We start from the raw sequence: 22,688 nt of genomic DNA, 5'->3' as shown, positions 1-22,688 counted from the left end.
TGGAGGTGTTCTTTTTATCATTTAGACTTGTAAAATGCTTCGTATTTCTTCTAAACGTAAATTTGTAAACTTTGCAATATCTTCGATTGGCATTCCATTTTTATGCATTCCACGAATTAATTGAATCTTACCTTCTTCAATTCCCTCTTTCTTTCCTTCATTACGAGCATGAGCGAGCTTTGCGGCTTCATCCATCAAAGCTTTCTCTCTTGCCTCATATGCTTGTCGGAAAGAAGAATCTTGACTCATACGCTCCCATTTATTCATCGCTTTTTGTAAAATCGGATCTTGGTTCATCGCAATGTCCTCCAATGTTTGGGTTAGTCGTTCATCCTCGTTTGCCGGAAGTAATAATAACCAACGAACAAACAAATCTTCCCAAGGATTTACTTATTCATTCCGCCACTGTTGCATAAGTTTCGAAATCTCTACGATGTGAACTTCGATATCACTACTCAATATTTTATGTTGTTGTCGATTCCATAAAACTCCTGTTGTATGGAATGCCTCGTATTCAGGAAACATAACGAAATTTAACAAATTGATTGTAATTGTTTTATGAAGAGAGCTGTATGGCATTCCCTTTTGAAGTTGAGCTGTGTATAGCCTTCCCCAATAATATAAACTGCGTTTCATCATATCATGATTATTATTGAGTTGTATTTCTACATTGACTTTTGTTCCTGTGTCTAATGTAGCTGAAATATCTAAGATAGATAGCTTATCTTCTTCATGTTCCCTGTGTAAATGTGGATCTGCAAATTGTAACGAAACAATGGGTGATTCTAAAGAATCCTGTAACATCGCATTTAAAAAAGCAATTAAAATATCTTCATCCACTTGTGCCAAATAATTGTTTAAAAGCAAAATCAATGCGTAAATTCACTAATTGTTGGCTGGACATGAAATTTTCTCTCCCCATCTCATAAGAGGCTTTTCTTTTATTGTACATAAAATAGTGATACGCATGCAAACACGCACTTACTTAAATTTCATTAAACGCCCTGTATTTGCAGGTTATCACATCACTTCTCACGATGCAGACATTCTTACGATTGACGTACTTCTATCCTCACCTTCATTAGATCCTGACACTTCCAAAAAAGATGAAGAAGAATACACTTATTTACAACAACTAGCTGAATCGATATCTCGTTCTGAATTATGTACTTCTATTAAGGTGAGCGCACTTATTTAAACACGAAAAGAGGGTTATTTCTCATAACCCTCTTCTACTATCTATTTACGTTTGTACTTGATCATAATAATGCATTCTTTTATATACAACTTATATAAGTATCAAGGTGTTTTTCTCATTCTAAATGAAATATCTTTACGTCTATATACACTCAGCACAATCCCCATTATAAGCGCATGAAATACAGTTGGCGTTAATCCGTAACTAATAAAAGGTAAGGATATAGCAGCATGCGGCAATAATCCTAGTATCATTCCAACATTATAAATGAACTGGAATACAAAAAGAGTCACTCCACCAACGAGCAGCAATTTACCATACCGATCATTTATTTTATAAGATATAGCTATTAATCTTGCTACAAAAAGAGAAAGAACGAAGACAAGAATTAACGCAAGCCAATACCCATAATAGTAAGTCAAACTTGCAAATACAAAATCAGTATCTGGATTAGGGATGGACTTTACATCCCCATATGTCCCAAACCAACCCGCTGACGACATTTTCTCTTTTAAACGTATATACATAAACCCTGCGCCACGTGCATCACTCTCTGGATTTATATACCCTAAAAATCTATCTAAGTGGTATCCTGAAGACCATGATACGAATACCTTGATAATAAATAAACAAATAGGTACAACCGTAATAATCAACGCCGTTTTCTTTCCTAACTTACTCCACCAAAGCATAACGAATACCATCGTAATATAGATGAAAATTGACGAAAGGGTGGATACAATTAAAAATAAATACAAAGAAAATAAATATAAAACCACAAGATGTATAACTTTTAACCTATTATTATTGAAAAAAGAAGCCCAAGCTAGAAAAAAGAAAGGAACTGCCATTAAACAGTCAACTGCAATTGGACCAATTTTTATTAACGGTTCTCCAATCATTGAAGCGTTTGGAAAACAGTATAGAATTAACAAGACAACTACTCCAATTGTGTAAAACAACCATCCCATTCTCTCTAATTTCCGATAATCAAGTAACATCATCCCAATCGCTGTTATAACACCCAGAATAACAAATATCACCTTATTCATTATTACATCATTCGTATATCCAAAAACTAAAACTGGTAAAAACCCTAACCCCATAGCAGCCACTAATAAAATAAGTAAGAACCAATCCACCTTTGGCTTATGAAGTTTATTAAGTTCCCGCCCTAGTTTACTCGGACTTCCCATTTGTTCCACAGCTTTATTTTCAGCAATTTCCTCAATTAAACCTTTTTCTATCCACGTGTTCTTCGCCTGTTTTAAGTGAAAATCTAGTTCAGTTGCTACAAAATCTTTCGCTTCTTTTGATTTAATATGATTCGTAACTTCACTTACAAAACGCTCCCCTTTTTTATTCAATTTCGCCTCACTCCTGTACTAAGCCTTTTAGTATAAATTGTACCTTCGTAGCATTTTTTTCTGCCTTTCGCAGCATCTTTCTTCCTTTATCATTTAATTGATAATATTTCGCCCCTGCATGATCCCAGCTCGATTGAATAAAACGGTTCTGCTCTAGGCGATGTAATACGGTATATAAAAACCCTTCATTTCCTTCGAATTTCCGAATCCCTCTCCCTCGTAGTAGCCGCGACAATTCGTACCCTGTTTTTTCATTACTGAGGAGCTGTAAAATCGCTAAAGAGATGTCCTCTTCCTTTTCATGTGATGCATTGATTTTTTCGCGTACCCGCTTTCGATGTTGATCAGAAAAACTCAAATGTTTAAACGTTGTATTTTCCATTGATTTTCGCAGGCCTTTTAATCGATCTTCCATTTGATTATTCCTCCAATCCTTTCTTCAAAAGCTCCTTCGCTTTTTTCAGTCTCGTTTTTATCGTATTTTCCTTCACGTCTATTACAATAGCAATCTCTTTAATTGATAATTCTTCATAATAAAATAGATAAATGACCTCTCGATATTTTATTGGTAAATTCATTACCGCAGACGCGAGCTCACGGTCCTCCGCATTTTGCATAACAGTTTGTTCGACACTATCATTTTGAACCCCTATATAAGCAGATTCATCCTCTGTCACGACGACCTTTTTTTTATACCAACTTTTTATATAGTCCTTACATTGATTAATCGCAATTCTCCATAACCACGTTTTCACATTCGACTTCCCTTTGTATGTATGAAGAGATTTATAACATTTCACAAATATATCTTGCGTTACATCCTCAGCAACCTCTTTATTGTTTACATATGAATACACAAGTTGCAGGACTTCTTGCCCATACTTGTTCATAATTTCATCGATAAGGAGTTCCTTATCCTCTATTTCAAACGCTTCTACCGTTAATTCATCCACATCATTTCCTCCTTCCCATATATTAGACGACGCACTGTATGGAAAAGTTTTATAAATTTATAAAAAAATACAGATGGCAATCACGTTTTTTTATAAAACACTTTCCAGCTACTTACATATAATAAACCGAATAGTCGTTACAATACATTCACCTAAAGAGCGCCTCTCTCCCAAGGCGCTCTTTCAGTTTGTGATAAGGGTTTTATCGTAGTGCTCTAGTAGTTCTGGATCTTCATAAATGTTTTTATCAAATTCATCATCCAAAAGCTTCTAGGTAATTTTCTTTGAGCAGGGTGTATCCTCCGCTAAATTAAAAAGAGAACTCATTTAATTTAATAGTTCGCCTTTTAAATATTACCGCAATTTTCTATGTTAAAATTAATGTTGGAGGTGTTTCTTATGGAGGAATTGCAAGAAATTTTAGAGAAAAGCAACTATACATATGCAATAATTCAACACGAAAAACCGATACACTCAAGACAAGAGGGCTCAGAGTATTTTGGGATTGAAGTTGGGCAAACAGCTCCAACGATGATACTAAAAACCGATAAAGGCTTCTTTGGGTTAATTGTATCTGGAAGCCGTAGTAAAATTAATTTTGAGAAAATAGCTAATATTTTAGGTTGTAGTAAAGTGAAATTAGCATCTCCAGAGGAAGTTCAAAAAGTTACAGGCTTTCAGGTAGGAAGTGTTCGTATGGTAGGTCTTGATTTACCTTGTGTGATAGACAAACGACTTTTCCATTATGATTATATTTACGGAGGTACTGGTCAATCAACATTTACTTTAAAACTTGAACCACAGGCCTTAAATGAATTAAATCAAGTGATCGCAACTTTCGATTAATAGGGAATACTACATTTTCTTGTTTAACAAACGGGTGCCATTTTTTGAATAAAACCTAAATTTCCAAACCACTTTATTGTTATATTTTTTTAGTGTAGTAAAGTATCTTACATCAAGATTAAACAACTATATTTTTAACCCCGTCCTAAATTTAGAATGGGGTTATACTTGTTTGGGCTTTTAAATTAAATAACTTTATTGTCATTTTACAATATCTACATTTAGTTTTGGATTTTCTGCTAACTCTTCAGTCTATTCAACCTCAATTTCTGAAGTGAACGGAATTACATACAGATATACCATCTAGATTTTAGGATCATAAGTAATTAATTTTTTCATGATACACCTCATATCCGTATTCATTTGTCTTGTTCCCTATTTTAAAACATAATACAATTGAAATGTAACTTAATAAGCTATAACTAGTAGGTGTGGCAATCATCTCTTCCATTTTGAAAAAAGGGGGAGGTGATAATATGATCGCGATGTTTGTCATTAAATTAGTGTATGGTATCCTAACCGGAGCTGGCGTTGTCATCGGTAGAAGATACGTCGGTCCATGGCTAATTTCTGTATACAAAAAAGCGAGAACCACCCTGCTTCGTGGAAAAGGTAAGGGCGGTTCTCGGCTAAAACGTTAATGTAATTGTCTTATAACCGCACCTACTACCACCACAATAGCAAGTTAGGTTACAAAGGCAGAAGTTTCTCAGGCTTCTGTCTTCTTTATTTTATGCAAAATTCATACTATATACTCTACCATCATTGTAACACATTTTATTTATTTTTAGTCAAGATAAAAAACACCTAAAGGGCACTCCTTCAGGTGTTTCTCTATTTTACGCTAACGCAGCTGCTTGCTCTTGTTGGTCTACAGGAATAACAGCGTCTGTTAATGCTTTTTCTAATTCAGCTGTGTATTTCATTTGTTCTTCTTTGCTCCAGCCTAGTTTCGCAGCCATGTAGTTGATTACTGCTTCTTTCCACTCGTATACCCAGTGGATATTGAAGAATACAGCGCCTCTGCGGCGTACGAAGAAGTCAACTGGTTTCGCTGTCATTTCGTAATCCATTGCGTATACAAGCGGGATTAGAACGTCTAGCGGCATGTTGTATTCTTTCGCTTCTTCTTTATGTTTTTTCGCTAAGTCGAATAGTACGTCTACGTTAGAACCGTAGAATTTCGCGAATTCTTCTGCTTGTGCTTTCGTTAAACCAGATTTCGTACCTTCTTCTGCTTTTTTCGCAACGAATGCTGGGAATCCGTGTGAACCACTTACATGTCCACCAGAGATTGGCATATGTTTCGTATCGCTCTTCGGATATGCACTATGCCCTTCTTTTTGTAGTAAGTTCGTTACGTAGTCTACTACCATTTCAGCCATTTTGCGGTATCCTGTTAATTTACCACCTGCGATTGTAATTAAACCAGATTCAGAAGTCCAAATTTCGTCTTTACGAGAAATTTCAGATGCACTCTTACCTTCTTCGTAAATCAACGGACGAACACCAGCCCAGCTTGACTCGATGTCTTTTTCTGTAATTTTTACGCTTGGGAACATGTAGTTAATCGCATTAATGATGTATGTGCGATCTTCTGTTGTCATTTGTGGTACAGCTGCGTCTTTATCGTAGAACGTATCTGTTGTACCTACATAAGTTTTTCCGCCGCGAGGAATCGCGAACACCATACGTTTATCTGGTGTATCGAAGTAAATCGCTTGACCTAATGGGAAACGTTTTTGATCAATTACTAAATGAACACCTTTTGATAACTGAAGTACTTTTCCTTTTTTCGAGTTATCTTTTTCACGAAGTGTATCTACCCAAGGACCAGCTGCGTTTACAATTTTCTTACCGTAAACCTCGTATACTTCACCGTCTAGTAAATCGATTACACGTACACCACATACTTTTCCATCTTTATATAAGAAACTATCTACTTTTGCGTAGTTAACAGCTTTTGCACCGTGTTCAATTGCTTCTTTCATTACTTCAATTGTAAGACGCGCATCGTCTGTACGATATTCTACGTAGTAACCGCCGCCTTTTAATCCTTCTTGTTTTACAAGAGGCTCTTTGTTTAATGTTTCTTCACGGTTAAACATTTTTCTACGCTCGCTTCGTTTTACACCTGCTAAGAAGTCGTATACACGAAGACCAATTGATGTACTGAATGATCCGAACGTACCGCCTGTATGGAACGGAAGTAACATCCACTCTGGTGTTGTTACATGGGGACCGTTCTCATATACGATCGCACGCTCTTTCCCTACCTCTGCTACCATTTTCACTTCAAGTTGTTTTAAATAACGTAGACCACCGTGTACAAGCTTCGTTGAACGACTTGATGTACCTGCTGCAAAGTCCTGCATTTCAAACACAATTGTTGATAACCCGCGTGTTGCTCCATCTAATGCAATACCAGAACCAGTAATACCTCCACCAATTACGATCACATCTAATTCTTGTTTATTTACTCCGTTTAATACGTCTTTACGTTGTTTACTTGAAAATTTCATGGTAATTCCTCCCTTTGATAACGAAAAAAGAGACCACAAACTCCGCTATAGATTTCGCCTCTATAGCGTGTTGTGGTCTCTCCAAATCTCCTACCGAATTATTAACTTGTCACCATTATAACACTGTTTATGATTATTTGAAAGCTTTTGTTGCTTCAATTGCTTTTTTCCATCCAGCATATAACTCTTCGCTTGTTGCCGCTTCCATCGTTGGTTCAAAGCGTTTGTCCATATGCCACTGTTCTTTAATTTCATCTTGGTTTTTCCAATATCCAACCGCAAGACCTGCTAAGTACGCTGCACCTAAAGCTGTCGTTTCGTTGATTACTGGACGCTCTACAGGAACATCTAAAATATCACTTTGGAACTTCATTAAGAAGTTATTTTTAACAGCTCCGCCATCAACGCGTAACGTTTTTAGTTCAATACCTGAATCTGCTTCCATTGCGCATAATACGTCTTTCGTTTGGTAAGCTAAAGATTCTAGTGTTGCACGAATGAAATGCTCTTTCGTCGTACCGCGTGTTACGCCAAACATAGCCCCGCGTACTTCACTATCCCAGTACGGTGTACCTAAACCTACGAATGCTGGTACAACGTATACACCTTCAGTTGATTCAACGCGAGAAGCATATACTTCACTCTCACTTGCATCTTTAAACATGCGCATTCCGTCACGTAACCATTGAATTGCAGAACCTGCTACGAAAATACTTCCTTCTAATGCGTAATTTACTTTACCATCTATTCCCCATGCAATTGTTGTTAATAGGCCATGCTCAGAAGCTACTGCTTTTTCACCTGTGTTCATTAACATGAAGCAACCAGTTCCGTATGTATTTTTCGCCATACCTTCACCGAAGCAAGCTTGTCCAAATAACGCTGCTTGTTGGTCACCAGCTACACCTGCAATCGGTACATTTTGACCGAAGAAGTGATAGTCAATTGTTTCGCCATAAATTTCAGATGATGGACGTACTTCTGGAAGCATGCTCTTTGGCACTGTTAACATATCTAGAAGCTCATCATCCCACTGTAAGTCGTGAATGTTAAACATTAATGTACGTGATGCATTTGAATAATCTGTTACGTGCGCTTTACCACCAGATAGTTTCCATACAAGCCACGTATCAATTGTTCCGAATAATAGATCGCCGTTTTCTGCTTTTTCTCTTGCACCTTCAACGTTATCTAAAATCCATTTTACTTTCGTACCAGAGAAGTATGCATCAATTAAAAGACCTGTTTTTTCGCGAACCATTTCGCTATATCCTTTTTCTTTTAACTCATCACAAATTTCAGCTGTTTGACGAGATTGCCATACGATTGCATTATAAATTGGTTTGCCTGTTGTTTTATCCCATACAACCGCCGTTTCACGTTGGTTCGTAATACCGATACCAGCGATTTGTTCTGGTTTCACATCCGCTTCGCTTAAGCAAGTTGCGATAACTGCTAAAATAGATCCCCAAATTTCTTGCGCACTATGCTCTACCCAACCTGGCTTTGGAAAATGTTGTGTAAACTCTTTTTGAGCCGAATGAACAATTTCACCTTTTTTATTGAAAAGAATTGCGCGTGAGCTAGTTGTTCCTTGGTCTAAAGAAAGAATATATTTTTTCATATCGGTTTCCCCCTATGCTACTTTTCTACTATTTGTGTTGTTTTCACTTTTTTTACTTGTCATATAAGAGATTGCTAGTACAATCACAGTTGCAATAATTACATAAATAAGTGCTGCATTTTGTTTTCCTTCAAATACAACTTGATGGAATAATCCTGCAAGTGATCCACCTAAAATTGGACCAACTACTGGAATCCATGCATACTTCCAGTTTGAACCGCCTTTTCCTGCAATCGGAAGGAAGAAGTGCGCGATACGCGGACCTAAATCACGAGCCGGGTTGATTGCGTATCCTGTCGTTCCACCTAATGATAAACCAATACTTACAATTAAGAAACCTACGATAAATGGATTTAATCCATCTGCAAATTTATTTGCTCCAATTGCTAATATACCAAATACTAAAACGAATGTTCCAATCATTTCACTTAAAAGGTTTGCAAATGTGTTCGGAATTGCTGGACCTGTTGCAAATACACCTAATTTTGTTCCTGGATCTTCTGTTTCTTTCCAGTGTGGTAAGTAATGTAAATATACGAGAACTGCCCCGATAATTGCCCCAATCATTTGTGCTGCGATATAACCTGGTACGTCACTCCATGGGAACGCTCCCTTAAATGCTAGTCCTATCGTTAAAGCCGGATTCAAATGTGCCCCACTAATTGATCCAACTGCGTACGCTGCAACCGCTACTGCTAAGCCCCAGCCCATTGTAATGACAATCCAACCAGAATCTTTCGCAAACGATTTCTTTAAACTTACACCAGCACAAACGCCGCCACCAAGTAAGATTAACAATGCAGTCCCTACTAACTCTCCTAAAAATGCTGACATAGTATCCCTCCACAATCAATTTAAACGCTTCCAAATGTGATAGAGGTAAAATGAATGGCCATTCGTTTTTGTCAAAAGAAAAAGACCCACAGCTTTGCACGCTTCTATATAAATTTATATAGAAACAATGAAATGTGGATCTCTACTTTTCTCCGTCACGTTTATTAACTTGTCTATAATGTTAACCTTTCATGAAAGCGGTGTCAACAGAATTTTTTCACATTTTCGTCACTTTTTTTGGTAATGTTTCCATAGTTCGCGTTTTGATGTCGTAATTGCTGTCGCACCAGCATGTAACGCTTTCTCCACATCATCAACTGTACGAATAAAACCACCCGCCAAAATCGGTACACCAGTGCGCTCTTTCACTTCAGCGATAATGTCCGTCATTGCCCCTGGAAGCACCTCAATATAATCCGGCTTCGTCTTTTCTAACAGGTTGCAACTCTTCTCCATTGCACTAGAATCGATTAAAAAGATACGCTGAATTGCCACAACGCCCTTTTGCTTCGCCTTCATAATAACGCTCGCCTTTGTTGAAAGTAACCCGTACGGTCTAAACTCTTGGCATAAATACTCCGTCGCATGCCCGTCACTTTGTAATCCATGGATCAAATCAACATGTAAAAACACCTTTTTACAATATTGCTTCGCAAGTGACACGACACTCTTCAATTGACCGACATGAATATCCAAAATAACGATATACTCATACGAACTATGTAGTAGCTTTTCTAAATCTTTAATTTGCCTCACTGCTGGCAAAATCTTCTGTTCATGAAATTCCATTCTAAATGTCCCCTTCTTTATGTCATCCTATCCTTTATAGTACACAATTTGAGTGGAAAGAACAGCTAGTGTGGGGAAATTCTTTCTTCTATCTATATATTTTCTTTAAATTATCAGATCCTATACCACCTATGACCATTAAGATGAGAGGTAAAAAGTTCATTACATACGGTGCATCCGCTACAAGTGTAATGCTCGCTCCTGCAAACTTATTTAGCATCCATACAACGATTTTTGTAAGAAATAAAAATACGCCCATCATAAAGAGACTATCGAAAAACACCTTCCATTTTGGATGTGCTAACTGTTTACTATCTTCAATAACTTTCTGCGTCAACTCTTCATCATTCCTTAGCAACTCATCAATCGTAATACCGAACAGATCGCTTAAATGAATAATAATTTCAATGCTCGGATAGTTCTTTCCCGTCTCCCACTTCGAAACAGATTGCCTACTTACATGAATTTTTTCAGCCAAATCATGTTGCGACCAATTTCGTTTTTCTCGTTCTTGTTTTAAGCGTTCACTAAAAATCATACTGTGTTTATCACCTCTCTACGTCTAGTATGGGCAAATAACTGGTGAAGAGTAAAGCGAGTTGTCGTTGCGTAGGTGGTGCAACTTGTACGTTACAGGTTGTCATGGGGCTATGTAGTGTTTCGATTTCATATATTTTTCTTCTATAATAATTTCCCGAACAATAATTGTACTTCTTAACATTGTCGTTTTGTGTCGGTAAGTCGATATCTCATATCGAATCGTTGATATATTTCAAGTTGTGTTCGATATATTTCAGGAAATAAAAAAGTGGATAACGATACGTTATCCACTCTGCTCTAATTATAATAAAACCGAATCCTTATCCTTCAAATCGTTTTGTTGATTTCTCAACTTATACTAACCTGAATAGCGCCAGAGAAATTAACGAAGAAATACAATTAGAACGAACAAAAAACCCTGTAAAATTTATTACAGAGTTTTTTACCAATTATTTATTGTCTCGCATAACGAATATGAACGTTATCGTCCATATGATAAATTTGTAATGTGTTTCCATCATAGTTTTGTAATTTATACATCATACTATCATTTGTTAACTTTACTTCTTGACCGTCTTTAACTGCCTTTGTTACTTTTAAAGATAACTGGAATGACGGAACATCTACCGCATATGTTCCTGTTAAGTAGTTATCTTTATTCGGATAAGAACCATTCGCATAGGACTCAAATGTTTTATCACCTTTTAGTACTAACGTAGTTTTTATACCACTACCGTAATCAATACCCCAATTACCAATAATTTCAGTACCATCTTTGATGTTCTTCTCCATGTTTCCATAACTAATTCCTAACTCTTCACTTGTACCAGCTGTACCTGCAAATATTCCCGTTTTAGCTTGGCTTTTATCTGTTTGAGCCTGACTACCAGTAGTTGGGTTTGTCGGTGTAGAAGTACTTGTTGTACTAGTTGATTTTTCTGTGGCTGTATCACCTTTTATTTCGGATCTTAACTTGTCGAATGTAGGTTTCCAAATACGTTTTGCTTCCTCTAGTTTTGTATTTGCTTTATTTAAGATTTCCTTATCAGTCTCTAAGCTGAAGCCTTTATCGTTGAATAACTTCTCTATTTCACCGAATGTTTCTCTTAGTTTACCTGTCGCTCTTTCAATCTCTTTTTGGTCTTCTTTATGTTTTGGCGGTGCGTAAATCTTCTCTATCTTATCAAATACTTTATAGATGTCTTTAATACTATCTAATACCTCAGCTTTTGATTTACTTCCATTTCTCAAATCTTTTACAGAGGCATCATAGTAATCAAATCGTCTTAACATATCCTGTTCAATATCTAATAAATATTGTGCATAATCTTCATCTAAAACTCGAACCTTTTGAACATCTTTACTTTCTTCTTTCGAATTCGTTGATTTTTCTTTCGTTTCAGCAGCCTTAGATTTACTTGTTTCTTCTTTATTTGCCGAATCTTTTACTGTAACACAACCACTTAATAATATAGCAACTGGAACTGCAGCAGCTATTAGTTTTTTTACTTTCATACCTCATACCCCTTTAAGTCATTTATTCTTAGTTGGTTTTGCTACCGATGCTCTTCGCTGCTTCTTCAAACAGTTTTGAGCCTTCTTGTGCTTTACTTAATGATTGATGCATTTTACTCTCATCTTCTTGGTCTAATGCATCAAAGAGAAGTTGGAAACAATCCGCATACAGTTCCATTGATTGCTTTATCTTCGCTTGTTCTCCCTGTAATTCAGGAGGCGCTTGTAGATTCTTCAGTTTCGTTGCAGTTGCCTTTGCTCCACCTAAACTCAGTTGTACTTCACTTTTCTTTTGTTTGTATGACTTTACATCTGAATCTGCTATTCCTTCAATTAATTTCATCGTATCTTCAATTTGAGTAGCACTGTTTATAATATCTGCCTTGTACCTTTCAACATCTGAACCCGTTACCTTACCAGTTGAAGAATTAGAAGCAGTTGAATTATTACCTTGTTGACTACTTGATGAACTACTATTTGTACCTTCACCTTTCGCTACAGATAAACTATCCTCTTTCTTGCTATCAGTTGACTTGCTCTCATTTTCAGCAGCCTTACTCTCTTTCTCTACCTTTTGCGTTTCCTCTTTCTTCGGTTCAGCTTTCTTACCATCCGTTTCAATTGTAATACAACCACTCAATAACATAACTGGTAACGCTAAACTTACTAATTTCTTTGCTTTCATGATTACTAATACCCCTTTATTTGTAAAATATAGTGCAAACAAGTTAATATACTTAACTAATAAATTTCCCCCGAATAATTTATTAGAAGCTAACATTCATAGGTTTCCTGTATATTCATAATCTTTCCATATATATCATTTTACAGAGAATTACATATTTGGTCAAAGGGATTTATGTAATATTTAAAGGGAACTTTACTAAACGAAAAGAACTTTTAATCACAAAGAAAAGAAGCTAACAATACATTGTTAACTTCTCAGCTGAAAATAAAATGGTATCTTTCTTTATCTTCTAATATCTAGGTTGTGATTGAATATTGGTAAGGTGAACATCATACATATCAATGATTTCAAGAAATCTATCAGCTTCACGGAAAACATGGTCTGCTAATAATGGATGGATGATACTCTTTATTTTACATTGCTCAATTAAATCACGTGCTGTTTTCTTAAAATCCCGAAGAGATGCAACCGACACACGATTTTGATCTAAAAATTGATCTAAAAGAGGGACTGTTTGAGATTGTGGCTTCATAGATTCTAAGTCAATTGCTTGATACATTAATGCATCAAAATCATTGCTAAAATTCCGTGCTGTATCTACAAGCTTTCTTTCTGATGGATCAAGGAGGTGACCAATAAATTTAGCATGGTCTGCCATAATCCGTAAAAAGAAAACATTTTCCTTAATAATAGCATCAGGAAGGGCATCTAATTTCCCTTCATTTAATTCCATTAAACGTTTTCTAAAATAATCAGCTTCCCTACTCGTATGATCAACTAACAATGGAAAGTTATTTTGTCCTGGCAATTTACATGTGAGAATTAATCCTAAAATTTTTCGTTTAAATCCCCAAATATTCGTTGCGGCTTGTTGTACTTCTGCATTAAATCTTTTGATTTGCTCAGGATCTGTTTCATTTGTATAGGAATGCGCTATTTGTTCAATATGTTCAAACAATCGATAAAATTGATTCGCCTCTTCAATTAGTTGCGTATCCTCGCATCTAAACCCAAGGCGAAGAAAAAGAGAATGCTCCTTCATGATTCTAGACCAAAAACGAATTTCATTTAATGAACGCTCAACAAACATTACAGATGTAACACCTGTATCCGGATGTAATGATGTTTCATCCCTATGCATTGTTAATCCCCCCCAGTAAAATACCCCGCTAGTTCTATTCTTATGAGTAGAAATATATATAAATACCATTTATAAAAGTTCATGATGAATTTCGTATACATGCTCCCCAAAAAGAAAAAAGACTACCACCTAGATGTAAAGTTCTACTAAGTGGTAGCCTTTCAAAATGTCTATTAAAGCAACACAGAATCCTTATCACTATCTTGATTACGTTTCTCGCGTTCCTCTGCTAAGCGCTTCATATACACTTCGCCTTCTTTTTCAATAAACTCATTATCCATCTCTTGCTCTTTTTTTGAAGTATATAAAACCATGTAGCCACTTAATACGATTCCAACAATTACAAGATACACCCACCATGGTAAAGTTTCCACTCTACTTCATTCCTTTCCTTAGACAAGCCTTATTAGTTTCACTGTATGAGGAAAGAGGTGGATTTATGCTTAAAATTTATCCCGCTTTAATGGGCAGTAAGACCCCCAGCTCAAAATTTAGCGAAAGCAAAGAATTTAGGTGGGGGATCAACTGCCCATAAAAGTCCGATTGGTTCAACTAATAATCAGTGGGGGATGAAGAAAACCCCTACTGATTAAAGTTTCACTTTATTGCGGATTCTTCGCGAAGAACACTTGTACATATTTCATAAATTCGATTGGTTCCTGACGAAACGGTGCATGGTATCCCTTTTCAATGATATGGAACGTACTATTCGCAAATAGCTGATGATACAGTTCACCATTTTTCCAAGAAACGCTCTTATCATGTCGTCCCCATATAATTAAAGTCGGAACCTTGATTTTATCGGCTTCCATCGCGATGCGGCGCTCTCTCATTTTCGTCAGCTGATCATAATGCCCCTTATCATCACGACTATTTTTCACCGCACTTTTATTATAATCCGTAATCTCAGTTACCGTTTGAAGATCGGTTGATAGCGGCGGCATTTTATAACTTTCTTTTTGCTGGAAAGACTCGATCCCTGTAGAATCCGCTAAAACGAGATGCGTAACTGCATCCGGATATAAATACGCTAGATTCAGGGACATCTCTCCGCCCATCGAATGACCAAGTACTGCAAATTGATCGTATCCGAGTTTCTTCATTAGTTTATAATATAAATTCACTTGCGCAGGAAACGAATACTGAAAATCAACCGGCTTAGAAGAACGGCCAAACCCTAAAATATCAACCGCTATAATCGTGTGGTCTCGTGCAAGTTCCGGATAAATATCACTAAATCCATCAGATGAACCACCAAACCCGTGAAGCATAAGTAAAGGCGGTTTCCCCTCGCCAATTTGCTTAAAATAAATCGTCTGCCCATCAATTTGCGCCATACTCTCTTTCGTATGCAGCTTCATCATAACAGTATCTTTCACTTCTCCAACCTTCGCAATCGGCTTATCAACGAAGTTACATACGATAAGCAAAACAAGCACAATACCGCTAATCAAATAAAACTTAAACCGTTTCAACATTCCCGTCTCCTTTCTCTTGTTGCTATTTAAAGTTTTTACATTATTTGGTTGTTTTATAATTATTTTTAATTGTAACTACAATAGTTACAATTATATTAAAAAAATATTACTCACTGCTATTAGTGATGGTTATTCTGTAACTATTATAGTTACATATTTAAAGTAAGTCAATTGTTTTATCTACATGGCCTCATAACAAAGAAAAGGACTTCATGTTGAAGTCCTTTTCTTTGTTATTATAGTTGGCTTACTCCGCCGTCACCTCTATTATCTGCTGGTGCTCCGCCTGTGTCGCCTCTAGTATAATCTGGTTTTACTGGCGCTCCGCCTGTGTCGCCAATGTTAACGTAGTCTGGTCTTGCTGGTGCTCCGCCACCATCACCTTTATTAAGTGCAACTGAATTAAAATCATGAAATCCTAGAGATAAAGTAAATGCGAATCCCATTACCGTTAATACAATTTTTTTCATTATTTTAACGCTCCTTTTATCATTTGGTTTTTTCTTGCTTCTTTACTCATATGATAATATTTGCTAGATTTTTCATGATTGTTTTCATAATAAAATTTATCTGCTAAGCGTTCTGTATACTCCTGAATACAATCAAACAATTCTTCTTTTTCAAAATAAGAAATCGCATCTAAAACAACATTTTCAAACTCACCAGTAGTCGCATTCATTTTATTTAAAATCATGAATCGGTATTGATACTCTTGGTTTTTTAACTGATTACAAATATGTAACCCCTTATTTATTAATGACTCTGCTTTTTCTAATTCATTTAGTTTTAGGTATTCGTCTGATTCCAAGTATAGTGCTCGAAAATGATTAGGAGATTTCTTTGTTACCTCTGATAAGTGACGGATAGCTAACTCAGATAAATTTTGATTCGCGTATAATAAACCTAAATTATTTCTAACCATTAATACATATTTTTCATGATTAACTTGTTGGAAAACATTCAATGCTATATTAAATGTTTCTTCAGCGAACTCAAATTGTTGTAAATCAATATAACACAGCCCTAACATATTTTCGCACAACGCAAGATTAATTTCATAACCTGGTTGTTTTACAAAGTCCGCTTTTGCTTTTTTTATTTGATCGATCGCCAACATTTGTTGATATGATTGATTATAAAGATATCCGTAACGATAATGAAACTCCGCATGTTCTATCGGATCTGCAATATATTTTAATAACTTCTCCGCTTGTTCATACTGTTCTTTCGCTTCGTTATAATTTGAAATTAATGTGCAATGAAACCCTTTGAAAAAGTGATAGTAATACGCTAAAAAGCCTTCTTCCGGAGTTTCGAAAGATTCCACTTTATCAAAACTATCTTCTCTAACCCCAATCCAATCAACTAATGCATCATATCTAAAGTTCAATAACGCATGATAAAGCAATACATCCTGATCCACATCCAGCACACTAATCTTACTATCAATCTCCTCTTTCATTTCCGTGGCTTTCTCTATGTTTTGCTGCAACATTACACGATACCAATCATCTAAAGAATGTTTCATTTGCTCCCGTGTTACTACATCTGCTCCCATACACTCGCATCCCCTTCTCTTCAAACTTACAAAATTAGGATATTTATACAATTATCCAAATTGTATATTACCACCTCTTTTCTATGTATTGAAAAATAATTATCAGAAGATTAAATATTTTAATTGATTATACTAAAGTTTTCCTTTTTGATAACTTGAGAAAAAATTGTCAGAAAACTTCATAGAACAAATAAAAAAACAAGCAGTTCCAGCGATCAGCTAAAACTACTTGCTCTCCTACTTACTATTTCTATTGTTACTCTTTCATAAATTCCTTCGTACTTCTCACTGTATCAATTGGACGAACTAATTTTTCGATTTCTTCACGTTTTGGCTCTAAGAACGGAGGTAATGATAACTTTTCGCCAAGTGTTTCGTATGGCTCATCTCCCATAAACCCTGGGCCGTCTGTTGCGAATTCAAATAAAATTTGTGGTGCAACTCTTGCATATAATGACTCGAAGAAGTGGCGATTTACATATCCAGATGACGGAAGTCCAACGCTAGTGATTCTCTCAATCCATTCTTCTAATACAGCACGATCTTCTACGCGGAATGCAGCATGGTGCACCGTACCAAACCCTTGTTGTGCTTCAGGAAGAACTGTATTATGTTCTACAATGACAGAAGCACCGTTTCCACCTTTATTCACTTCAAATAAATAGAATTCTCCTTCTTGCGCAACCTCTTTAAATAATAGAACTTTCTCTAACACTTCTTTGAAGAAACTAAAGTTTGCAATACGGATGAATACAGGGCCTAAACCAGTAATTGCATATTCTAATGGAACTGGTCCGTTTTGCCACGGTGTACCTGATTCTATTCCATTATCTAATTCATCTGAGATTAATTGATAGTGTTGATCGTCAAAGTCAACGAACGAAAGAGTTTTCTTACCAAATTGCTCTTTAATACCTATATGTTCCACTTCAAGACGATCAAAACGTTTCACCCAATACGCTAATGCTGCATCAGTTGGCACTCGGAATGAAGTTTTTGAAATTTCATTTGTACCGTGTACTCCTTTTGGAACACCTGGGAAGTCAAAGAATGTCATATCTGTTCCTGCACTACCTTTATCATCTGCGAAGAATAAATGGTACGTTTGAATATCATCTTGGTTTACTGTTTTTTTAACTAAACGCATTCCTAAAACGTGAGTGAAAAACTCATAGTTCTTTTCTGCACTACTTGTAATTGCTGTAACGTGGTGAATTCCTTTTAATTGGTTCATTTTATATTCCTCCAGTGGTTTTTAAAGTTTTATTTTTTCTTCTATTATTTCTCTTCAATAGGTGCTAATTTCGCTTCAATTTCTGCTCGCTTTTCTTCTAAGAACGGCGGTAAATCAAGTTTTTCTCCTAAATGTTCTACATCCCCATCAACTGTAAATCCTGGTCCATCTGTCGCAATTTCAAATAAGATTCCGTTTGATTCGCGGAAGTATAAGCTTTTAAAGTAGAAACGGTCGATAATGCCTGAAGAATGGAAACCTTTTTTTATTACCTGTTCTTCCCAGTAAGCAAGCTCTGCATCGTTTTTCACACGAATCGCTAAATGGTGAATGCTACCGCGGCCCGGTTTTTCAGTAGGACCATCTAAATATTTCACAACGATTTCTCCAAAGGCTTCTCCTTTAATAGACTGGAAAATCGCTTCTTCATCGCTTCGGCTAACTTCTGTATAACCAAATATGTCTGTTAGTGTACTCGCCAGTTTATCAAGTCTACGAACTGTCATTTCCACAGAACCCATTCCTTGAATTTGATGCTGTGCAGGAACTTCTGATTTCTCCCACGTTTCCCAGTGCTCCACTTTTTCTCCGTTTGAAACGAGTAGTACGAGACGAAGACCTTCCGCATCCTCAAATTGCAAAGCAGGACGATTTGCATAAGTTGTTATTTCACTATGTTCCACACCAAATTTCTCAAATCGTTCTTTCCAGTAATGTAAACTTTGTTCTGACGGAACGAGTAATCCAATTCGCGTAATTGCGTTCGTACCACGGTACGTTTTTCCTACTAAAGGAATTTCAAAAAATGATAGTTCCGTACCTGGACTTCCTGTTTTATCTCCATAAAATAAGTGATACATGGACGGATCATCTTGGTTTACTGTCATTTTCACACGACGTAAGCCAAGCACATTTTTATAAAAACGATTATTTTCATTTGCATTTTTCGTAACCATTGAAATGTGATGATGCCCTTTAATTTCATACATTGTTTATTCCTCCGTTTCATTTTACTAGTCAAGTGATAACTAAAAAAATAACATTTCCCACAACTAATATGGTTTTTAGTGTTTCAATTTATTCTTAATTATGTTTTTGTAAATTCATCTTAGTTTTTACTGCATAAGTTACTTTGTTTTGTAAGTCGAAAGCAAGTGAGTGTATGTTTTTCATATGACTCAATCGCTTTCGTTACTATCACTTTACAACTCAAGTGATTAAAAAGCAAGAGAAAAATCTCAAATTCGAGATATTTTTTTAATGAATAACATTTTGGACTGGAGAATGGTTTAGTAAATATAAAAAACATTCGTGGAGAAAAGAACCGTCAATCTAGATTAAAGTTGCAACGCCATCAGCAAAACAAAACATCATCAAATCAGGAGCTTTCTCACCCTATGAAACACCTGATGGGCAACTTAATGGAATGAAAAGATACCTTGATCGTAGATGTTGGTGGTATGAGGTTAAGTAAGATAAGATCCTTCCTGCTGGGTGGCTTTTTTTATGTTCGTTTCATTATGCTTCATATGCCATGCTATCTGGAAATTCTTCGTTCTTTCTAAGACATCGCACAATCCTAGTACACGCACAATTAAAATAATGTTCTCTCATATTTAAGGAATCCACTGGAGCTTGCTCTATGTCATAAAACATTCGTTCCTTTTTATTATAGTGCATCTTACCTATTTTAGCGGGTGATTCAGAAGGATAGTATTGATAAACAACTATCTCTTCATTCTCAAATTCTTTAGTCATTAATAAACATATTGCCATAAATAAGGCCCCCTTTATTTATATTGAATTTCATGTTTGGAGTTGTGGAAAATAACTAGCCTTCTTTTACAAATTCAATATTGATTCTATCAACTTCAATTTCAACATACTTGTTAAAGTATTCACTGTGTTCCGGGAATATTTCATCTTCGTCTGTAATAATAATCCCTGCATCAATAAACTCAGGATTTAACATTCCACTAATACGATACTTGAAAGAATTATCAATTCTCTTTAAATTTTTCACTCCATCTATTCCTTCATTTATTTCAATATCATCAAAAACTGTAATGTCGAGAATAACAGGATAATTTTTTCCTTCTTCAATTTTATATGGACAAACAGTGGAGAATCCCGTAAACACTACACCGTTAATATTTATTGTAACTTCCTCTTCAATTAGCTCATCAATTTTTTCTACATATGCCATGTATTTCATATTTTTCCTCCAATTATTAATCAGCAAGGTTTATAGATTAATAATCTACGTTTCAATAATACTCTTCTTGGCAGGATAAAGATGTTACTGTAAATGAAGTCTATGTATAAATCTATTAACCTAGTAACAGTATGAAAAAGAAACCGACTCTTTATTTGAGCAGTTTTTTTTATAACTTTGTTTGTTATGCTATACTCCGTATGTCATTTCTTCCAAAATTTTCCACCACTCTTGATGCATTTCATTAGTCTACTACATGCACAATGAAAGTAATGTTCACTTGTTGCAGCTGATTTTACCGGAACTGGATCTATTTCATGAAACATTTGCTCTTTTTTATGAAAATACATTTTTCCGATTTTATCTGGATATTCTGAGGGATAAAATTGATATACAACTATTTCCTCATCTTCAAATTCTTTGTTCATTAATAAACATATTGCCATATGTAAAGACCTCCTTATTTATGCTGAATTTTATGTTTGGATTTATTCGAGAAAAATGATCCCCTAATTTCTATTTTAAAATTATTAGGAATGCATAGTCTTCTTTTAAAAATTCAATATGGAAGTCCTCTAAATGTATTAATAGTATATGCAAAATGGTTGCTAGTAAAATAAAAGGGCGTCTTCAGATAGAACACCCCTTTTATTTCATGGTTAGGTTACCCCATTATATCTTTTAAATAATAAATGAAATTTGATTTGGTAAATCAATATTTTTAATATTCTCCATTCCACCATGTTCATCAATTTGCTTATATATCTTAAAGGCGCACTTGTAAAATAATTGAAAATCTTCCTTAGGCAAATCATCAAGTAAAACATAGCCTTCTTCAAAGCTTATTTTATCTTTCAAAATTTTAAAACGCCATCTTTCATACATTTCTGGGTATTGCTCGCAAATCTCAATAGTAGGACCAAAACTATAAATCGTATATTCGCTATTATCTAATTCTTTTATTATTGTAATCGTTGGGTATCTTCCCATTTCAATTCACTCCTTAATTAATCAAATACTTTATCTAAAGGGATTTTAAAGTGTTCGTCCAGTGGGTTGAAAGGCTCTGAATCAGGAGCTTTCCAAGGGACCGTTTTAGCATGAGCTGTCGCATATCCAACTTTAAAAATACCTTCAAAGATTCTTTTTAACTATTTCATTTTTAATAAAGAAAACAGCCCCACTAAGCTTTTAACACTTAATGAGGCCATTCAATTCACACTATTAATTATGGAACGACGGCTTATAGAACGAACGATTATCAAGCGCAAAGACACGCTCTGTGTATTCGCCTGGTTTTGTGCGTCCTAATGCGCGGTCCATCATGTTCATTTTTGCATCTAAGTTATCGATGTAGTGCAGAATTTCTGCTTCTTTTACTAATGGTGGTTTCGGGCTACCCCATTCTGCTTTTCCGTGGTGAGAAAGCACGATGTGTTGAAGAATTAATACTTCTTCTGCATCGATTTGCAGCTCATCTGCTGCTTTACCAATTTCGTTCACCATAATCGAAATGTGACCTAGTAAATTTCCTTCTAACGTATACGTCGTAGAAATTGGGCCAGATAATTCGATTACTTTACCAAGGTCGTGTAAAATAACGCCCGCATATAGTAAGTCTTTATCTAACGATGGGTATAGATTTGAAATAGCTTTCGCTAAATCTAGCATCGATACGACGTGATACGCTAATCCAGATACGAACTCGTGATGGTTTTTTGTCGCTGCAGGATAGTCTAAAAATTCGTTTTGATGCTTATTTAATAAATGTCTTGTTAGACGTTGAATGTTCGGGTTTCTCATTTCAAATATGTATTGCGTAATTTTCTCAACCATATCTTCTTTTTTCACTGGCGCTTTTTCTACGAAGTCTGAGATGTCCGTTACTTCATTTTCATTTGCAACACGGATTTGTTTCACACGTAATTGAATACGTCCTTTGTAGTTTAGAATGTCACCAGCTACTTTAACGATTGTTTCCGCTACATATTGTTTCTCAACTTCTGGTGATACGTCCCATAACTTCGCTTCAATATCTCCACTTGGATCTTGTAAGATTACTGTTAAAAACGGCTTTCCATTGCTTGCGATACCTTTTGTCGCTGTTTTAATTAACAAGAAAACATCGACTTGTTCACCAACTTCATATTCTGCAATTTTCTTTTTCATTCGAATTCCTCCACCAA

At 35.7% G+C, this 22,688-nt stretch carries 23 protein-coding genes and 4 pseudogenes; 4 read left to right on the top strand and 23 right to left on the bottom strand.

Features of this window, described 5'->3' with window-relative positions:
* Nucleotides 1-21: 21 nt before the first annotated feature.
* A pseudogene (locus tag AC3WVA_RS09360) lies at nucleotides 22-904 on the bottom strand (Rpn family recombination-promoting nuclease/putative transposase).
* Between the two features lie 90 nt (nucleotides 905-994).
* Between AC3WVA_RS09360 and AC3WVA_RS09355 the strand changes: the two are divergent.
* Nucleotides 995-1,198: pseudogene (locus tag AC3WVA_RS09355) on the top strand (hypothetical protein); the annotation flags it as partial.
* Nucleotides 1,199-1,299: 101 nt separating this feature from the next.
* Here the strand turns inward: AC3WVA_RS09355 and AC3WVA_RS09350 are convergent.
* Genes AC3WVA_RS09350 through AC3WVA_RS09340 form a run of 3 tightly spaced genes read right to left on the bottom strand, consistent with a single transcriptional unit; the run spans nucleotide 1,300 to nucleotide 3,518 of the window.
* The gene (locus AC3WVA_RS09350; RefSeq protein WP_098520055.1) at nucleotides 1,300-2,565 is read right to left on the bottom strand and encodes an FtsW/RodA/SpoVE family cell cycle protein; all 1,266 of its coding nucleotides are present in this window, start codon (nucleotides 2,563-2,565) and stop codon (nucleotides 1,300-1,302) included.
* A 7-nt stretch (nucleotides 2,566-2,572) separates the two neighbouring features.
* The gene (locus AC3WVA_RS09345) at nucleotides 2,573-2,980 is read right to left on the bottom strand and encodes a PadR family transcriptional regulator (protein ID WP_492321874.1); all 408 of its coding nucleotides are present in this window, start codon (nucleotides 2,978-2,980) and stop codon (nucleotides 2,573-2,575) included.
* Between the two features lie 4 nt (nucleotides 2,981-2,984).
* Nucleotides 2,985-3,518 (bottom strand): sigma-70 family RNA polymerase sigma factor, encoded by a 534-nt coding sequence (locus AC3WVA_RS09340; RefSeq protein ID WP_492321873.1) that lies wholly within the window; start codon nucleotides 3,516-3,518, stop codon nucleotides 2,985-2,987.
* A 399-nt stretch (nucleotides 3,519-3,917) separates the two neighbouring features.
* On the opposite strand from AC3WVA_RS09340, the gene AC3WVA_RS09335 reads away from it, so the two are divergent.
* Entirely contained in the window at nucleotides 3,918-4,364 is a 447-nt protein-coding gene (locus tag AC3WVA_RS09335; RefSeq protein WP_046945949.1) for an aminoacyl-tRNA deacylase, read from the top strand.
* A gap of 476 nt (nucleotides 4,365-4,840) precedes the next feature.
* Nucleotides 4,841-5,005, top strand: coding sequence for a hypothetical protein (locus tag AC3WVA_RS09330; RefSeq protein ID WP_000561154.1), 165 nt, complete (start codon nucleotides 4,841-4,843; stop codon nucleotides 5,003-5,005).
* 198 nt (nucleotides 5,006-5,203) lie between these two features.
* Here the strand turns inward: AC3WVA_RS09330 and glpD are convergent, their stop codons facing one another.
* The 14 genes from glpD to AC3WVA_RS09260 all read right to left on the bottom strand — a co-directional run bounded on the left by glpD (nucleotide 5,204) and on the right by AC3WVA_RS09260 (nucleotide 19,276).
* A complete protein-coding gene (gene glpD, locus AC3WVA_RS09325; RefSeq protein ID WP_492321872.1) occupies nucleotides 5,204-6,886 on the bottom strand; it encodes an aerobic glycerol-3-phosphate dehydrogenase in 1,683 nt (560 codons plus the stop codon).
* A gap of 133 nt (nucleotides 6,887-7,019) precedes the next feature.
* Complete coding sequence (glpK, locus tag AC3WVA_RS09320) at nucleotides 7,020-8,510, bottom strand: glycerol kinase GlpK (RefSeq protein ID WP_098347355.1); 1,491 nt, start codon at nucleotides 8,508-8,510, stop codon at nucleotides 7,020-7,022.
* Nucleotides 8,511-8,522: 12 nt separating this feature from the next.
* On the bottom strand, nucleotides 8,523-9,344 hold the full coding sequence (gene glpF / locus AC3WVA_RS09315) for a glycerol uptake facilitator protein GlpF (protein WP_098347354.1): 822 nt from the start codon (nucleotides 9,342-9,344) through the stop codon (nucleotides 8,523-8,525).
* 228 nt (nucleotides 9,345-9,572) lie between these two features.
* The gene (glpP, locus tag AC3WVA_RS09310; RefSeq protein ID WP_001970619.1) at nucleotides 9,573-10,133 is read right to left on the bottom strand and encodes a glycerol uptake operon antiterminator GlpP; all 561 of its coding nucleotides are present in this window, start codon (nucleotides 10,131-10,133) and stop codon (nucleotides 9,573-9,575) included.
* 88 nt (nucleotides 10,134-10,221) lie between these two features.
* Nucleotides 10,222-10,671 (bottom strand): helix-turn-helix domain-containing protein, encoded by a 450-nt coding sequence (locus AC3WVA_RS09305; protein ID WP_098347353.1) that lies wholly within the window; start codon nucleotides 10,669-10,671, stop codon nucleotides 10,222-10,224.
* A 455-nt stretch (nucleotides 10,672-11,126) separates the two neighbouring features.
* Nucleotides 11,127-12,188 carry a DUF3994 domain-containing protein gene (locus tag AC3WVA_RS09300; RefSeq protein ID WP_098347352.1) on the bottom strand — a complete coding sequence of 354 codons (1,062 nt, stop codon included), beginning with the start codon at nucleotides 12,186-12,188 and terminating at the stop codon, nucleotides 11,127-11,129.
* A 28-nt stretch (nucleotides 12,189-12,216) separates the two neighbouring features.
* Nucleotides 12,217-12,873: a DUF7018 domain-containing (lipo)protein gene (locus tag AC3WVA_RS09295; RefSeq protein ID WP_341013780.1), complete on the bottom strand. Its 657-nt coding sequence runs from the start codon at nucleotides 12,871-12,873 to the stop codon at nucleotides 12,217-12,219.
* Nucleotides 12,874-13,165: 292 nt separating this feature from the next.
* Nucleotides 13,166-14,017: a DUF2935 domain-containing protein gene (locus tag AC3WVA_RS09290; protein ID WP_000554487.1), complete on the bottom strand. Its 852-nt coding sequence runs from the start codon at nucleotides 14,015-14,017 to the stop codon at nucleotides 13,166-13,168.
* A 173-nt stretch (nucleotides 14,018-14,190) separates the two neighbouring features.
* Nucleotides 14,191-14,391, bottom strand: a complete 201-nt coding sequence (locus AC3WVA_RS09285) for a sporulation YhaL family protein (RefSeq protein ID WP_000449227.1) — start codon at nucleotides 14,389-14,391, stop codon at nucleotides 14,191-14,193.
* Between the two features lie 228 nt (nucleotides 14,392-14,619).
* Entirely contained in the window at nucleotides 14,620-15,492 is an 873-nt protein-coding gene (locus AC3WVA_RS09280; protein WP_492321871.1) for an alpha/beta fold hydrolase, read from the bottom strand.
* Between the two features lie 239 nt (nucleotides 15,493-15,731).
* Entirely contained in the window at nucleotides 15,732-15,965 is a 234-nt protein-coding gene (locus AC3WVA_RS09275; protein WP_195756805.1) for a hypothetical protein, read from the bottom strand.
* On the bottom strand, nucleotides 15,965-17,053 hold the full coding sequence (locus tag AC3WVA_RS09270; protein WP_492321870.1) for a response regulator aspartate phosphatase: 1,089 nt from the start codon (nucleotides 17,051-17,053) through the stop codon (nucleotides 15,965-15,967). Before AC3WVA_RS09270 ends, AC3WVA_RS09275 begins: the two co-directional genes overlap by 1 nt.
* Nucleotides 17,054-17,309: 256 nt before the next feature.
* Entirely contained in the window at nucleotides 17,310-18,287 is a 978-nt protein-coding gene (locus tag AC3WVA_RS09265; RefSeq protein WP_492321869.1) for a ring-cleaving dioxygenase, read from the bottom strand.
* 44 nt (nucleotides 18,288-18,331) lie between these two features.
* Entirely contained in the window at nucleotides 18,332-19,276 is a 945-nt protein-coding gene (locus tag AC3WVA_RS09260; RefSeq protein ID WP_097852846.1) for a ring-cleaving dioxygenase, read from the bottom strand.
* Between the two features lie 368 nt (nucleotides 19,277-19,644).
* Between AC3WVA_RS09260 and AC3WVA_RS09255 the strand changes: the two are divergent.
* Nucleotides 19,645-19,761, top strand: a pseudogene (locus AC3WVA_RS09255) (N-acetylmuramoyl-L-alanine amidase C-terminal domain-containing protein); the annotation flags it as partial.
* 44 nt (nucleotides 19,762-19,805) lie between these two features.
* Here AC3WVA_RS09255 and AC3WVA_RS09250 read toward each other — a convergent pair.
* The 5 genes and pseudogenes from AC3WVA_RS09250 to yhaM all read right to left on the bottom strand — a co-directional run bounded on the left by AC3WVA_RS09250 (nucleotide 19,806) and on the right by yhaM (nucleotide 22,671).
* Complete coding sequence (locus AC3WVA_RS09250; protein WP_087985658.1) at nucleotides 19,806-20,063, bottom strand: hypothetical protein; 258 nt, start codon at nucleotides 20,061-20,063, stop codon at nucleotides 19,806-19,808.
* A gap of 55 nt (nucleotides 20,064-20,118) precedes the next feature.
* Nucleotides 20,119-20,502, bottom strand: a complete 384-nt coding sequence (locus AC3WVA_RS09245; RefSeq protein ID WP_098299287.1) for a UCP019853 family protein — start codon at nucleotides 20,500-20,502, stop codon at nucleotides 20,119-20,121.
* 189 nt (nucleotides 20,503-20,691) lie between these two features.
* Nucleotides 20,692-20,948: pseudogene (locus AC3WVA_RS09240) on the bottom strand (hypothetical protein).
* A gap of 235 nt (nucleotides 20,949-21,183) precedes the next feature.
* Nucleotides 21,184-21,492: a hypothetical protein gene (locus tag AC3WVA_RS09235; protein ID WP_000534161.1), complete on the bottom strand. Its 309-nt coding sequence runs from the start codon at nucleotides 21,490-21,492 to the stop codon at nucleotides 21,184-21,186.
* Between the two features lie 234 nt (nucleotides 21,493-21,726).
* Entirely contained in the window at nucleotides 21,727-22,671 is a 945-nt protein-coding gene (gene yhaM, locus AC3WVA_RS09230) for a 3'-5' exoribonuclease YhaM (protein ID WP_000726642.1), read from the bottom strand.
* Nucleotides 22,672-22,688: the final 17 nt, after the last annotated feature.

The organism is Bacillus sp. EB106-04-02-XG92, assembly GCF_058791995.1.
Note: the sequence above shows the minus strand (reverse complement) of the source record. Positions and strands in the feature narration are given on the sequence as shown.

Excerpts from the sequence above, each read along its gene's own strand:
- AC3WVA_RS09275 (WP_195756805.1), bottom strand. The coding sequence starts at position 15,965 with ATGAAAAAAATTGTATTAACGGTAATGGGATTCGCATTTACTTTATCT.
- AC3WVA_RS09250 (WP_087985658.1), bottom strand. The coding sequence starts at position 20,063 with ATGGCAATATGTTTATTAATGACTAAAGAATTTGAGAATGAAGAGATA.
- glpD (WP_492321872.1), bottom strand. The coding sequence starts at position 6,886 with ATGAAATTTTCAAGTAAACAACGTAAAGACGTATTAAACGGAGTAAAT.
- yhaM (WP_000726642.1), bottom strand. The coding sequence starts at position 22,671 with ATGAAAAAGAAAATTGCAGAATATGAAGTTGGTGAACAAGTCGATGTT.
- AC3WVA_RS09235 (WP_000534161.1), bottom strand. The coding sequence starts at position 21,492 with ATGGGAAGATACCCAACGATTACAATAATAAAAGAATTAGATAATAGC.
- AC3WVA_RS09245 (WP_098299287.1), bottom strand. The coding sequence starts at position 20,502 with ATGAAATACATGGCATATGTAGAAAAAATTGATGAGCTAATTGAAGAG.
- AC3WVA_RS09290 (WP_000554487.1), bottom strand. The coding sequence starts at position 14,017 with ATGCATAGGGATGAAACATCATTACATCCGGATACAGGTGTTACATCT.
- AC3WVA_RS09335 (WP_046945949.1), top strand. The coding sequence starts at position 3,918 with ATGGAGGAATTGCAAGAAATTTTAGAGAAAAGCAACTATACATATGCA.
- AC3WVA_RS09330 (WP_000561154.1), top strand. The coding sequence starts at position 4,841 with ATGATCGCGATGTTTGTCATTAAATTAGTGTATGGTATCCTAACCGGA.
- glpP (WP_001970619.1), bottom strand. The coding sequence starts at position 10,133 with ATGGAATTTCATGAACAGAAGATTTTGCCAGCAGTGAGGCAAATTAAA.
- AC3WVA_RS09295 (WP_341013780.1), bottom strand. The coding sequence starts at position 12,873 with ATGAAAGCAAAGAAATTAGTAAGTTTAGCGTTACCAGTTATGTTATTG.
- AC3WVA_RS09305 (WP_098347353.1), bottom strand. The coding sequence starts at position 10,671 with ATGATTTTTAGTGAACGCTTAAAACAAGAACGAGAAAAACGAAATTGG.
- AC3WVA_RS09265 (WP_492321869.1), bottom strand. The coding sequence starts at position 18,287 with ATGAACCAATTAAAAGGAATTCACCACGTTACAGCAATTACAAGTAGT.
- glpK (WP_098347355.1), bottom strand. The coding sequence starts at position 8,510 with ATGAAAAAATATATTCTTTCTTTAGACCAAGGAACAACTAGCTCACGC.
- glpF (WP_098347354.1), bottom strand. The coding sequence starts at position 9,344 with ATGTCAGCATTTTTAGGAGAGTTAGTAGGGACTGCATTGTTAATCTTA.
- AC3WVA_RS09300 (WP_098347352.1), bottom strand. The coding sequence starts at position 12,188 with ATGAAAGTAAAAAAACTAATAGCTGCTGCAGTTCCAGTTGCTATATTA.
- AC3WVA_RS09345 (WP_492321874.1), bottom strand. The coding sequence starts at position 2,980 with ATGGAAGATCGATTAAAAGGCCTGCGAAAATCAATGGAAAATACAACG.
- AC3WVA_RS09270 (WP_492321870.1), bottom strand. The coding sequence starts at position 17,053 with ATGGGAGCAGATGTAGTAACACGGGAGCAAATGAAACATTCTTTAGAT.
- AC3WVA_RS09260 (WP_097852846.1), bottom strand. The coding sequence starts at position 19,276 with ATGTATGAAATTAAAGGGCATCATCACATTTCAATGGTTACGAAAAAT.